Annotated in this window: 10 protein-coding genes; 5 read left to right on the top strand and 5 right to left on the bottom strand. The window is 69.9% G+C overall.

What is annotated here, in order from left to right:
• Positions 1 to 20: 20 nt before the first annotated feature.
• Genes LG391_RS22655 through LG391_RS22635 form a run of 5 tightly spaced genes read right to left on the bottom strand, consistent with a single transcriptional unit; the run spans position 21 to position 5,313 of the window.
• Positions 21 to 1,172 (bottom strand): glycosyltransferase family protein, encoded by a 1,152-nt coding sequence (locus tag LG391_RS22655; protein ID WP_225770315.1) that lies wholly within the window; start codon positions 1,170 to 1,172, stop codon positions 21 to 23.
• Positions 1,169 to 1,753 carry a histidine phosphatase family protein gene (locus tag LG391_RS22650; RefSeq protein WP_225770314.1) on the bottom strand — a complete coding sequence of 195 codons (585 nt, stop codon included), beginning with the start codon at positions 1,751 to 1,753 and terminating at the stop codon, positions 1,169 to 1,171. Before LG391_RS22650 ends, LG391_RS22655 begins: the two co-directional genes overlap by 4 nt.
• Entirely contained in the window at positions 1,750 to 2,856 is a 1,107-nt protein-coding gene (locus LG391_RS22645) for a glycosyltransferase family 4 protein (protein ID WP_225770313.1), read from the bottom strand. The genes LG391_RS22650 and LG391_RS22645 overlap by 4 nt, the downstream gene beginning before the upstream one ends.
• Complete coding sequence (locus LG391_RS22640; RefSeq protein ID WP_225770312.1) at positions 2,853 to 4,103, bottom strand: glycosyltransferase family 4 protein; 1,251 nt, start codon at positions 4,101 to 4,103, stop codon at positions 2,853 to 2,855. Before LG391_RS22640 ends, LG391_RS22645 begins: the two co-directional genes overlap by 4 nt.
• A 7-nt stretch (positions 4,104 to 4,110) precedes the next feature.
• A complete protein-coding gene (locus LG391_RS22635) occupies positions 4,111 to 5,313 on the bottom strand; it encodes a glycosyltransferase family protein (RefSeq protein ID WP_225770311.1) in 1,203 nt (400 codons plus the stop codon).
• Positions 5,314 to 5,583: 270 nt separating this feature from the next.
• On the opposite strand from LG391_RS22635, the gene LG391_RS22630 reads away from it, so the two are divergent.
• The 5 genes from LG391_RS22630 (at position 5,584) to LG391_RS22610 (ending at position 12,562) form a co-directional block, all read left to right on the top strand.
• Positions 5,584 to 7,707, top strand: a complete 2,124-nt coding sequence (locus tag LG391_RS22630; protein ID WP_225770310.1) for a type VI secretion system Vgr family protein — start codon at positions 5,584 to 5,586, stop codon at positions 7,705 to 7,707.
• 2 nt (positions 7,708 to 7,709) lie between these two features.
• Positions 7,710 to 8,384, top strand: coding sequence for a hypothetical protein (locus LG391_RS22625; protein WP_225770309.1), 675 nt, complete (start codon positions 7,710 to 7,712; stop codon positions 8,382 to 8,384).
• Between the two features lie 2 nt (positions 8,385 to 8,386).
• On the top strand, positions 8,387 to 9,430 hold the full coding sequence (locus LG391_RS22620; RefSeq protein WP_225770308.1) for a hypothetical protein: 1,044 nt from the start codon (positions 8,387 to 8,389) through the stop codon (positions 9,428 to 9,430).
• 39 nt (positions 9,431 to 9,469) lie between these two features.
• Positions 9,470 to 9,772 (top strand): PAAR domain-containing protein, encoded by a 303-nt coding sequence (locus LG391_RS22615; RefSeq protein ID WP_225770307.1) that lies wholly within the window; start codon positions 9,470 to 9,472, stop codon positions 9,770 to 9,772.
• A gap of 135 nt (positions 9,773 to 9,907) precedes the next feature.
• Positions 9,908 to 12,562, top strand: a complete 2,655-nt coding sequence (locus LG391_RS22610; RefSeq protein ID WP_225770306.1) for an ABC transporter transmembrane domain-containing protein — start codon at positions 9,908 to 9,910, stop codon at positions 12,560 to 12,562.
• Positions 12,563 to 12,569 lie beyond the last annotated feature (7 nt).

Here is a 12,569-nt window from a genome sequence, read left to right as displayed (position 1 = left end):
GTCCTGGTCCGGCATCCTCCTCACGCGGCGCTCCGTCTCTCCGCGGCGTCGCGCAGCAGGGCCGCCGCGGTCCGGGCGCCGTCCAGGGCCAGCGCCGCGCGCGGCGGCGGGGGCGCGGCCATGGCGTCGTCCACCGCCCGGGCCAGCCGCTCCGGCGTCAGCCCGGCCTCCGGCACCACGAGGCAATGGCCGCGGGCGGCCAGAAGCTCCGCCCGCCGGGTCTGCTCGGTCTCGCCGGCCGCCGCGAAGGGCACGAAGACGGCACGGCAGCCGGCCCGCACCACATCCATCACCGTGTTGTAGCCGGCCTGGCTGACCGACAGGCGGCAGCGCGCCAGCAGGCTCGGGAAATCCGGCCGGGCCGGCTCGACGATCACCCCCTCCGGCGCCGCCGCGGTCAGCTCGGCGACGGTGCCGGCGGGCAGGTCCGGCCCGGCCAGCAGCCGCCAGCGCGCTTCGCTCTGGCCGGAAAGGGCGCGGGCGGCGAGGGCGGTGCGCAGCAACTCAGCACCGACCGCGCCGCCGCCGACCGAGACGATCACCTCGTCGACGCCGTCGCCGGGCGGCGCCTCCCGGGTCGATGGCGCGCCGACATAGCCGGTGTAGCGGATCAGCCCGGCCACCCGCGGGGCGGGCGGGAAGCTGGCCTCGAACGGGATCACCGCCGGGTCGCCGTGGACCAGCACCAGGTCGAACAGGGCCAGCGCGGTGTCGGCCATGGCCTCGACCTTGGCCGGGTCCTTCTTGTCCACCAGGATGTCGCGGACCGAGCAGGCGACCAGCGGCCGCGGGCTGGCGCGGCGCGCGATCTCCAGCATCGGCACCAGCTCGAAGGCGAAGGCGCGGCGGCCGAAGGGGAAGGTCTCGACCAGCAGGATGTCGGGCCTGGTCCGGGCCAGCAGGGCCAGCAGCTCGGCGGCGCGGCGCTTCTTCCAGCCGGTGTCGATCGGCTTGTCCTCGGCATCGAGCAGGGTGCGGAAGCCGGTGTCGGCCGACCGCACCGGCGGCAGCGGCACCACCTCGGCGCCGCCCCAGTCGGTGCCCGGCACGGAAAAACCGCCCTGGGCCACGGTCACGGCGAATCCGGCCTCGGTCAGGGCACGGGCGATCGCCGCGGCCCGCCGGACATGGCCGATGCCGAGCAGATGCTGAACGTGGAAAAGGACCTTCATGCTGCCAAAGCGATGTTCAGCCGCTCGATCACCGGCGCCCCCAAATCGTCCAGCCGGAACAGGTGTGCGCAGCCCCACTGCAGCCCGTCCGGCGCGTCGCCGATCATGGTCCAATCGGCGGCGCAGGCATAGAGCGCCAGGATGACGCCGCGATGACAAACGGCCACGGTGTCGCGCCCCGCGGCGGCCAGCCGCAGCAGCAGCGGCGCCAGCCGGGCCTGCAGCTCGCGGTAGGACTCGCCGCCGGGGGCGCGGAAATCCAGACCCAGCGCCTCGCGCCGGGCCAGCTCCGCCGGGTCGATCCGGGTCTTGTCGGACAGTCGCAGCCCCTCCCAGGCGCCCCAGTCCAGCTCGGTCAGCGCCGGTTCCGGTACCGGGTCGAGGCCGAGCAGCCGCGCCGTCTCCAGGGCGCGGGACAGCGGGCTGGCCAGCGCCTGCCAGCCGGCAACCCAGTCGGGCAGGCGCCACTGCGCCGCCGCGGCGCGCCCGGCCTCCGACAGCGGGATGTCGGCCCGGCCCTGGATGCGGCGCCCGGCGTTCCACTCGGTCGGTGCGTGGCGCAGGACGAGGAGGCGGGTCATGCCGGCACCTGCCCGGCGGCGACCCGCGCCAGGGTGCGGTCGAGGATCGCGGCGGCGGCGGCAATGTCGTGTCGGGCCAGGACATTGGCGCGGGCGGCCTCGCCCATGGCGCGGCGCCGGGCCGGGTCGTCCAGCAGGGCCGCGACGGCATCGGCGAAGGCGCCGGCATTGTCCGGCGGCACCAGCAACCCGGTCCCGCCATCGCGCAGGATCGCGGCCACGCCGCCGCTCTCGCCCCCCGCCGCGCCAGCCACCGCCGGCAGGCCGGCCGCCTGCGCCTCCAGGAGCGCCATGCCGAAGGCCTCGTTGATCGCGGGCCAGACGAAGAGATCGGTCTCGGCCATCACCTCCGGCAGCGATTCGGGCGGCACCGCGCCGCGGAAGACGGTGCGGGCCGGGTCGTAGAGCCGCTCGATCCGGGACCGGGCCGGGCCATCGCCGACCACGGTCAGAGTCCAGGGCCGGTCGCCGAGCCGCCGCAGCGCGTCCGCCAGCAGGGCATAGGACCGCTCCTTGTCGCCCTCCCGCATCATGCCGATGGCGATCAGGCGCGGCGGGTCGGCCGGCCGGCGGGTCAGGGCGGCGAAGGGGGCGGCGTCTAAGAAGGGCGGCAGCCGCACGATGCGCTCCGCCGGCACCAGGGCCGACAGTCCGGCCGCGTCCCGGTCGCTGAAGGTGACCAGCGCCGCCGCCCGGCGGATCGCCGCCTCCGCCGCCCGGTGTCCGGCCGCCCAGGGCCCCTCCGCCCGGCGCGGCGCATGCGAGGCCTCGGCGGCGACATAGGGGATGCCGAGCGCCGCGGCCACCGGCGGCCCCAGCCAGTCCGGCGCCTTGTGGTACAGGTGGTAGGTGAACCAGATGTCGGGCCGGTCGCCCCCCCGCCATCGCCGGATCAGCCGTTCGGCGATGCGGGCGCCCAGCGCCTCGATCCGGGCCGGCCGGGCCGGGTCAACCCCGGGATCCCAGCTGCGCAGCCGGCTGGCCAGGCGGACCTCGTGCCCGCCGCGCCGCAGCGCCTCGATCAGCGGCCGCGCCATGCGCCGGTCGCCGGACGGCACCGGATGGCCCGGCGGCTTCATCGGCGCGTAGAAGGCGATCTTCATCCCGGTTGCGGCAATCCGAAGCGGCGGGCCAGCTTGCCCAGGCCGGCGGCGAAGCCGAAATCGCGCCGCACCCGCGCGGCCCCGGCGGCGCCCAGCCTGGCGCGGCGGGCCGGGTCGGCGATCAGGCCGGACAGCGCGTCGGCCGCCGCCGGCACGTCGTCCGGCGGCACCAGCACGCCGGTCTCGCCGTCCAGGATCAGCTCCGGGATCGCCGAGACCGACGTCGCGAGGCAGCACAGGCCGGTGGCCTGCGCCTCCATCAGCACGTTCGGCAGCCCGTCGCGGTCGCCGTCGGCGGCGATGCGCGCGGTCAGCACGAACAGGTCCGACTCCAGCAGCGCCGCCAGCACCGCATCCTGGGTCTGGGCGCCGCGCCATTCGATCCGGTCGGCGAGGCCGAGCCGCATCGCCTGGGCCCGCAGATCCTTCAGCAGCGCGCCGCCGCCGATATGGGTCCAGTGCCAGGCCTGGGCCGATGGCAGCACCGCGAAGGCGTCGAGCAGCCGGTCGAAGCCCTTCTTCTCGACCGCGCGGCCGACCGAGATCAGCCGCACCGGGTCGTTGGGGTCGCGCCCGTCGCGGCGGGGCCGGGCGATCGGGTCGGGGAAGCGGCCGAAATCGAGGCCGTGATGCACCAGCGACACCCGCGCCGGCTCCGGCGCCAGCGTCGCCAGATGGGCGTGGTTTACCGCGGTGCAGGTGACGGCCCAGCGGGCCTCGGCCAGCTTCTCGCGCAGCTCCCAGTCCGGCGTCGTCCAGATGTCCTTGGCGTGGGCCGAGACGCTCCAGGGCAGGCCGCGGATCAGCGCGGCGTAGCGGCCGACCGAGGCCGGGGTGTGCAGGTAATGGACGTAGATCCAGGACGTCTCCGGCGGCAGCTCCCGCGCCAGCACGCAGGCCTGGCCGAAACGGCGCCAGCGGTTCGGCGTCGGGTCGCGCCGGTAGTCGCGGCGGAAGGCGGCGTAGGCGGCCGCGTATCCCGGCTGGCGCCGGGCCCAGTCGCGCGCCGCCGCCACCCGCGGCTGCTCCTGGTACAGGTACTCCGGCAGGTACAGCACCGGCGCGGTGATGCGGCGGTTCAGCTCGTGCACCCGGGGGTCGGTGGGGGGCCGCAGCGACACGATCAGCTGGCGCTGGCCAAGCTGCTGCAGGCCCAGGATCTCCTGCGCGATGAAGGTCTCCGACAGCCGCGGATACCCCTTGACCACGATGGCGGTCAGGCCGTCGCTCTGCGCTCTCTCGGTCATGGGATGCTCAGGCCGTGGCGCGGATCGAGGCGGGCGGGTCGATGGCGTCCATCGCCAGCCGGTCGACGGCGTCGAGCCCGTCGAGCAGCCCGGGCGGGAAGCGGGTCGAGGGCAGCGGCTGGTCGGGCAGGGCCCGCAGCGCCCGCACCATCACCGCGGGATCCCCCGGTCCGTCCTGGTCGAGCATGCTGACCAGGCCGAGTTCGGCGGCGCGCGAGGCCCGGATGTGCTGCTCCAGCCGCGGCCGCACCCGGGGCACCAGCAGCGCCCGCTTGTCGAAGGACAGGATCTCGCAGAAGGTGTTGTAGCCGCCCATGGCGACGACGCCGGCGGCGCGGACCATCAGATGCTCGATCCGGGCGTCGAAGGTGATGACCTCGACATCGTCCAGCCTGGCGGCCCGGGCCATGAACTCGGCCTGGCGCTCGCGCTGCATGAACGGGCCCAGCACGATCAGCGCGGCGCAGGGCATGGTCCGGTCCAGCTCATAGGCCGACAGCACCCAGTCGACCAGGTCCTCGCCGTCGCCGCCGCCGCCGGGCGTAACCAGGATATAGGGGTCGCGCAGCGGCGCCGCCTCGGCCGGAACGTTGGTCGGGGCCCGCCGGCGCAGATAGCCGGTGTAGGTCATGCGGGCGCGCACCGAATCCGGCAGCTCGATGTCGGCCAGCGGGTCGCAGATCTCCGGCAGGCCATAGATCCAGAGCTGGTCGTACAGATGCTCCAGCGCCGGGACGACGTTCTTGCGCTCCCATTCCGGGGCCAGAAGCGACGGCTCGTCCATCACGTCGCGCAGGCCCAGCACGGTGCGGGTGCCGCGGTCGCGCAGCATCTCCAGGGTCTGCTTGACCTCGCCGCGCAGGCCCAGCGGCTCCTTGTCGACGATGAACAGGTCGGGGTCGAAGATCGCCGCGGTGTGCTCGATGATCGAGGCGCGCATCGCCAGCGTCTCCTCGATGTCGATGTGCAGCGACAGCGAGGTGTAGTCGCCGTTGCGCAGCTTGATCACGCCGGGGATGCGGACGAAGTCGACCCGGCTGCGGAAGTCGAAGCTGCCGATGATCGGCGAGCCTGACAGGATCATCACCGACAGGTCGCTGTGCCGCGCCACCAGGGCGTGCGCGATGGTGCGGCAGCGGCGCAGATGGCCGAGCCCGAAGCTGTCGTGGCTGTAGATCAGGATCCTGGCCTGAGCGGTGCGCTTCGCCATGCAGCCTTGCCGCCTGGAGACCCGGGACGGGCCGACACGGGCGGCCCCTGCCGCCCGGCGCGCTTTTAGCACGAAGGCTTCCGACCCGTCACCCGCGACGCCGGTCCGCCGATTCTCCAAAACATTGGGCGATTCACGCCGCCTAGGAATTTAACCGAATCGAGGTGATCGACGGTGTCATCCCTGGTTATGATGCGGTTTGCTGGGAGGCCTGTCCCAACAAAGGGGCGGGCTGTCTCGGCCGGGATGGAGCCGCGAGAAGATCTGCCCATGTCGCCTTACGATTACGTCGGTTCTCTGACCCAGTCGGGCCGCCTGCTGGCGATCCGGACGCCGCTCGGGGAGGATGTGTTCCTGCTCGAGGCGATGGAGGGGGTGGAGGAGGTCTGCGAGCTCTTCTCCTTCCGGCTGCGGGTGCGGTCGAAGCGGACGGACGTCAAGGCGGACGAGCTGGTCGGCCGGCCGGTCTCCTGGAGCCTGGAGCTGCCGGGTGGCGAGCGGCGGTGGTGGTCCGGCGTGGTCGGGGCGCTGGAGGTCGGGCACCCGGTCGGCGACGGCCTGCGCAGCTACAGCCTGGTCGTGCATCCCTGGCTCTGGCTGTTCGGCCACACCAGCGACTGCCGGATCTTCCAGAACCAGACCACCCAGCAGATCCTGGAGACGATCTTCCAGGAGGCCGGCATCCGCGACTGGGACTTCGGCGCCGTGACCGGGCCGAAGGCGGTGCGGCCGTATTGCGTGCAGTACAACGAGACCGACCTCGCCTTCGTCTTCCGCCTGCTGGAGGAGGAGGGCTGGGCCTGGTGGTTCCGGCACGAGGCGGGGGAGGACGGGGCCGGGGCGCGGCAAGTGCTGGTGGTGTCCGACGGCGCCCATGCCTGGACGGAGGACGAGGCCGAGCCCGAGATCCGCTACACCTCGACCGGGACGGACCTGAACGACGTCAAAAGCTGGGCCCGGCACTACGCCTTCAAGCCGGGGCGGGTGGCGGAGGCGGAGTGGAACTTCGAGACGCCGAGCGCGCCGGTGCTGCGGGACCAGCCCTCGACGGCGCCGATCGCGACCGGCGAGCCGTTCGAGATGTACCGCTGGGGCGGCCGGTTCCTGGACAAGGAGCGGGCGGACCACGTGACCCGGCGGCGGATCGAGACGCATGAGGCCGGGTTCGAGACGATCGAGGCGACGAGCGGCAACCGGCGCATCCATCCGGGCCGGCGCTTCCGCCTGTACGGCCATCCGCTGGCGGAGGAGAACGGGGAGTATGCTGTGACTGCGGTGCGGCACCGGGCGGTGGACACCACCTATGTCGGGGCCGGCGGGCAGTCGGCGCCGACCTACGAGAACGGCTTCGCCGTGGTGCCGGCGAAGACGCGCTGGGTGCCGGAGCAGAGGACGCCGCATCCGCGGATCGACGGGGTGCAGTCGGCGGTGGTGGTGGGGCCGCCGGGGGAGGAGATCTTCACCGACCCGTACGGCCGCATCCAGGTGCGCTTCCCCTGGGACCGGCGGGCCAAGGGCCGGGACGGCGACAGCTGCTGGCTGCGCGTGAGCCAGCCCTGGGGCGGCCGCGGCTGGGGCGCGCAGACCATCCCGCGCATCGGCATGGAGGTGCTGGTCGCCTATTACGAGGGCGACCCGGACAAGCCGATGGTGGTCGGCGTCGTGCCGAACCCGGACAAGAATGTCCCCTATGAGCTGCCGGCCAACAAGACGAAGTCCGTGTTCCGCACCAACACCCACAAGGGCACGGGCTTCAATGAACTCACCTTCGAGGATGAGAAGGGGCGCGAAGACGTCTATCTGCACGCGCAGAAGGATTTCACCACAAAGATCCGGAATCACAAGACGGAGCGGGTGGATGCCAACCACGTCCAGTCGGTGGGGGGCGCGTCGGTGCGTGAGGTTCAGCGGTCCGACGTCCACAATGTCGGCCAGAACATGAGCGTCAATGTCGGCACGGGGCCGGCCGGCGATCTGGTGCGGGGGGCGCTGGCCCAGCACGTGTTCGGCGTGCGCTCGGCAGGCTACTTCATCGACAGCATGCTGCCGCTGATGAACGGCTTCGGGAACTATACGGTGAACGCTTCCTCCGCCATCTCGTTCAACGCCATCGGCGGATCGTTCCACACGACCGGGGGGCCGAGCGTCGTCACCGTCGGGCTCGATCAGGTCACCACGGTCGGCGGCACCGTTCGGGTCTCGGCCGGCGAGGACTCCCATGAAATCGCCTCCAAGCGGAAGGTGCTCGAAGCCCATCAGGAGGTGCTGATCCGTTGCGGCAAGTCCGAGTTGCGGATGACGCCGGACGGCACGATCGTGTTGAAGGGGACCAATCTGATCGTGGAGGAAGAGCAGAAGATGAAGGTCACCGCGCCGCGCATCGAGCTGAATTGACGATGAAGGCGGTCGGCTTCATCGGCTTGGGAGTTGCCGCAGCCGTGGCGGTCGCGGCTTATGCTGCGCTCAATGGCGGATTTTCTCTTGCCGAGGACCGAAAGGATGGCGTCATGAAAGCACAACTGACGATCTACGTCGCTCCCCCTCTGCTCCAGACGGGTGGTACGGTCATCGTCGTCGCGGCGCCGATATCCCGCCGGGAATGGGAGAGCCTCGCCCCAGGGCCGAACCCGGCCAGGGACGATCGCCGCAATCCCAAGCACAACGAGCTTCGCGGCGGTGACCGGCTGTTCGGGGTCGAGGCCTCAGCCAAGGTCAGCATCGTCGAATTCGTGTTCCCTGAGGATGGGACCTACGGCTACAACTTTGTCGCGTCGGATCGCGCCGGCGGCGTTCAGCCGCCGCTCAGGACGAAGCAGATTCTCGTCGGCAGCCAAAGGGATCTGAGCGAAGGGCCCGCAGCCAAGGACGAGGATGTGTCCGTCATCCACGTCGATGGTCCCGAAGCCTCCGAAGGCGATAGTCGTGCGGCCAGTGCGAGCCAGCCCCGCATTGAACGGATGAATCCTCAGAGAACGGTTTACGAAGGCGCCCAGGTCATGTCGCCGACGGACGAGCAAGTTTATGAGGCGATACATTACAAGAAGCCGGCAGCCGCCGAGCAGAGGAAATGAGCATGCTCACTCTTTACACGCGCTCGTTTCATCCTGACGAGGCATTCGGTCTCGGCGGGCTCGGATTCAAGGGCGACAATAGGGGGTTTAGCTCCAGCCTGAGCGCTACATCCAGAATAGATCATTTTATCGAAATCGATTTGATGGCAGCCCAATTTCGCAGGGCGATATGCCGTTCCGATCCGAGCGCGAATTGGGCGCTGGCGCAGGTCGGGATCGATATGAGCAATGACTATTCCCAGGCGAGGAAGAAGCCACGCCATTCCGAAGATCCCAAAAGCATCACCCCCTACCGCGTGGACGGCGATCAGAGCGTCAATGTCCGGGTGAAATATGCGGGCAAGAACTTCGCCTTCTTCCTTTCGGACACGGATTTGGGGCATGGCTTCTTCGGCGGGCAGGTCTCGGATGGCGGGCGCGACACCAACTCCGGCAGCTTCATCCCGTTCGGGGTGCAGAGCCCGGTCACCCGAGGCGATGACGGATCGCTCCAGCTCAGAAGCCCGGTCACCGTCGAGGACAGGTGGAGCGGCGTCGTTCCCGATCTCGACGTGACCAACGAGGTCATGCTGCGCATCAATCGGGTCGATCGCAAGGCCACGGTGACCTGTTCGGTCTCCGGCGACGGCTTCCCCAATTGCGAGAGCTTCCTGATCGACGGCTCCGGCAATGTCCTGTTCCTGGCGAGCCACGTCCGCATCGGCACGGCGGCGACCCAACTCCCGAACGGACGGGCGGTGGCCATGTTCCGCACGATGCTGGAGGTGGAATGGACCCCTGACGACAGCTTCGGCAACCGGGTGTCCGTTCACTTCGCGCATGACTACACGGGCACCGGCACCCCGAACGTGCTCGCCTCCGGCGCGATGGACCGCGCCGCCTGGAACGCCGTCCACACCGGCCGGGACGCCAGCGGCCCCCTCAGCCGTCAGGTCAGGGACAATATTCCGCTCCCCGAATCCGAGTATCTCGATGGAGCCATCAATTGGACCGGCAGGAACGTGGGAGAGGCCGCCGAATGGATCGGCCGACGGCTGGGCCTCTGACTCGCCGGCTGCACGCTGACACATCGGACGGTATCTGACATGCCCGGACTCATCCGCGAAGGCGACATCGGCTCCGGCCACGACTGCCACTTCCCGCCGACCTCGGCGATCGAGGGCAGCCCGGACGTATCGGTCGACGGACGGCCCGCGATGCGCGTGGGAGATGCTTATGACGCACATGGCTGCCCGAGCTGCCCCGCGCCGTCTCACGATCGGCGACTCGCGGCGGGGTCGCCAACGGTCTTCATCAACGGCCGCCCCGCCGGGCGGATCGGTGACGCCATTTCCTGCGGGGGCAGGGCCGTGACCGGGTCCGGCACCGTCGTCCTGGACGAAGCCTGAGAGCCGGGCCGGGCCGCCCCTGGGGAATGAGGTGGTCCGACCGCGACGGGCCGTGACCGCCGTCACATGCTTTGCGCCATGCAAAGTTCACGCTATGGTCCTGCCCGTGCCCGGCGAGGCTGGACCTGGATCGCGATGGATTCCAACATCTTCAAGTTCATCTTGCGGCACAGCAGCCGCGAGCAGGTCTATATCCTCATCGTCACGCTGATTTCGTTTCCTTTTGTCTATTATTCGTTGGATCTGCCGAAGCAGATCGTCAACGGCGCCATCGACGACAAGGCGGCGGGTGATTTCCCGAAGGTGATCTTCGGATTCCAGTTCGACCGGATCGAATACCTGCTGCTGCTGTCGTTCCTGTTCCTGGCGCTGGTGTTCATCAACGGCGGCTTCAAGCTCTACATCAACATCTACAAGGGCAAGCTGGGCGAGCGCATGCTGCGCCGGCTGCGCTACGAGCTGTACTGCCGGATCCTGCGCTTCCCGCTGCCGCATTTCCGCAAGACCTCGCAGGGCGAGATGATCCCGATGATCACCTCGGAGGTCGAGCCGTTGGGCGGCTTCATCGGCGACGCCTTCGTCCAGCCGATCTGGTCGGCCGGGACGCTCCTGGTCTACATCTACTTCATCTTCGTCCAGGACCCGATCCTGGGCGCGGCGGCGGTGTCGCTGTACCCGCTGCAGGGCTGGCTGATCCCGCGGCTGCAGAAGCGCGTGAACCAGCTGGGCAAGGAGCGGGTGCGCACGGTGCGCAAGCTGGCCGACCGGATCGGCGAATCCGTCTCGGGCATCACCGACATGCATGCCAACGACGCCACCGCGGTGCATCTGGCGGATTTCTCCGACCGGCTGGGGACGATCTACGACATCCGGTTCGAGATCTACAACCGCAAGTTCTTCATCAAGTTCCTGAACAACTTCATCAACCAGCTGACGCCGTTCTTCTTCTACTCGATCGGCGGTTACCTGGTGATCCGCGGCGACATCCAGCTCGGCGCGCTGGTGGCGGTGCTGGCCGCCTACAAGGACCTGGCCGCGCCGTGGAAGGACCTGCTCGACTACTACCAGACCCAGGCCGACATCCGGATCAAGTACGAGCAGGTGGTGGAGCAGTTCCAGCCGCCCGAGCTGCTGCCGATGGAGCGGATCACCGGCGACCAGGCGATCGACGGTCCGCTGCCCAAGGAGCTCAGCTTCTCCGCCGTCTCGCTGGTCGACGACAGCGGCATGACGGTGATCGAGGGGCTGACCGCCGTGTTCCCGACCGACGGCCATGTCGCGGTGGTCGGCGCCGGGGTCGGCAAGGACGAGCTGATGCTGATGATGGCCCGGCTGATCTCGCCGACCAGCGGCAAGATCCGGCTCGGCGAGCACGACTACGAGACCTTGAGCGAGGCGGTGATCGGCCGCCGCATCGCCTATGTCGGCGCCCACAGCTACATGTTCACCGGCACGCTGCGCCAGAACCTGTATTATGGCCTGTCGCACCGGCCGCTGCGCGAGGCGCAGTATCCCGACGACGCGGCCAAGCGCCGCCGGGCGCGGCGGGCGTCCGAGGCGCAGGCGGCCGGCAACACCGATTTCGACATCAACGCCGACTGGATCGACTACCAGGCGGCGGGGGCGGACGGGCCGGAGGCGCTGCAGGACAAGGCGCTGGAGATCCTGCAGGCGATCGACATGGAGCAGGATGTCTACCGCATCGGGCTGAACGGCACGATCGACGCGGACAAGGCGCCGGAGATCGCCGACCGGGTGCTGGCGGCGCGGGTGTCGGTGCGCAAGACCCTGGCCGAGACCGATCTCGGCGACCTGGTCGAGCTGTACGACGCCGACCGCTTCAACACCTCCGCCTCGGTGGCCGAGAACCTGCTGTTCGGCACCCCGGTCGGGCCGGTCTTCGCCTATGACGCCCTGGCCGAGAACGAGTATGTGCTGTCGGTGCTGCAGCGCACGGGCCTGATGGAGGAGTTCATCCAGGTCGGCGCCCAGATGGCCGAGACCATGGTCGAGCTGTTCGCCGACCTGCCGCCCGGCCACGAGTTCTTCGAGCAGTTCAGCTTCATCGGTTCGGAGGACCTGCCCGAGTTCCAGCCGATCGTGATGCGGGCGAAGAAGGAGGGCACGGCGGCGCTGCGGCCGGCCGACCGCACCCGCCTCCTGTCGCTGCCGTTCAAGCTGGTGCCGTCCCGCCACCGCCTGGGCGTGTTCGAGGCCGACCTGCAGCAGCGGCTGCTCGAGGCCCGCAAGGTGTTCGCGGCCGAGCTGCCGGAGGATCTGCGCCCCTTCATCGAGTTCTTCGACGCCGAGCGGTTCAACGAGGCGGCGTCGCTGCAGGACAACATCCTGTTCGGCAAGATCCGCTACGGCCGGCCGGACGCGGCGGAGCGGGTGCAGACCCTGATCCAGACCGTGGTCGACGAGGTCGACCTGCGCGACAGCGTGATCGCGGTCGGGCTCGACTTCTCGGTCGGCGTCGCCGGCAGCCGGCTGTCCGCGGTGCAGCGGCAGAAGGTCGGGCTCGGCCGCGCCCTGCTCAAGAACGCCGACCTCCTGCTGCTGAACGAGGCCACCTCGGCGCTCGACGGGGTGGCGCAGAGCCGGGTCCACCGCACCATCCGCGAGTTGCGGAACGGCCGCGGCTTGATCTGGGGCGTGCATCGGCCCAGCATGGCGCGGGAGTTCGCCGACATCGTCGTGATGCGGCACGGCCGCATCGTCGAGAGGGGCGACTTCCAGGCGCTGAACCGCAATGGCAGCGTGCTGCACGAATTGCTGGAAGCGGAGTAGAATGCGA

The organism is Inquilinus sp. Marseille-Q2685 (assembly GCF_916619195.1).
Classification (GTDB): domain Bacteria; phylum Pseudomonadota; class Alphaproteobacteria; order DSM-16000; family Inquilinaceae; genus Inquilinus.
Note: the sequence above shows the minus strand (reverse complement) of the source record. Positions and strands in the feature narration are given on the sequence as shown.

Bases quoted from the DNA above. Each gene is read 5' to 3' on its own strand.
- LG391_RS22655 (WP_225770315.1), bottom strand. From the start codon at position 1,172: ATGAAGGTCCTTTTCCACGTTCAGCATCTGCTCGGCATCGGCCATGTC.
- LG391_RS22650 (WP_225770314.1), bottom strand. From the start codon at position 1,753: ATGACCCGCCTCCTCGTCCTGCGCCACGCACCGACCGAGTGGAACGCC.
- LG391_RS22645 (WP_225770313.1), bottom strand. From the start codon at position 2,856: ATGAAGATCGCCTTCTACGCGCCGATGAAGCCGCCGGGCCATCCGGTG.
- LG391_RS22640 (WP_225770312.1), bottom strand. From the start codon at position 4,103: ATGACCGAGAGAGCGCAGAGCGACGGCCTGACCGCCATCGTGGTCAAG.
- LG391_RS22635 (WP_225770311.1), bottom strand. From the start codon at position 5,313: ATGGCGAAGCGCACCGCTCAGGCCAGGATCCTGATCTACAGCCACGAC.
- LG391_RS22630 (WP_225770310.1), top strand. From the start codon at position 5,584: ATGTCGCCTTACGATTACGTCGGTTCTCTGACCCAGTCGGGCCGCCTG.
- LG391_RS22625 (WP_225770309.1), top strand. From the start codon at position 7,710: ATGAAGGCGGTCGGCTTCATCGGCTTGGGAGTTGCCGCAGCCGTGGCG.
- LG391_RS22620 (WP_225770308.1), top strand. From the start codon at position 8,387: ATGCTCACTCTTTACACGCGCTCGTTTCATCCTGACGAGGCATTCGGT.
- LG391_RS22615 (WP_225770307.1), top strand. From the start codon at position 9,470: ATGCCCGGACTCATCCGCGAAGGCGACATCGGCTCCGGCCACGACTGC.
- LG391_RS22610 (WP_225770306.1), top strand. From the start codon at position 9,908: ATGGATTCCAACATCTTCAAGTTCATCTTGCGGCACAGCAGCCGCGAG.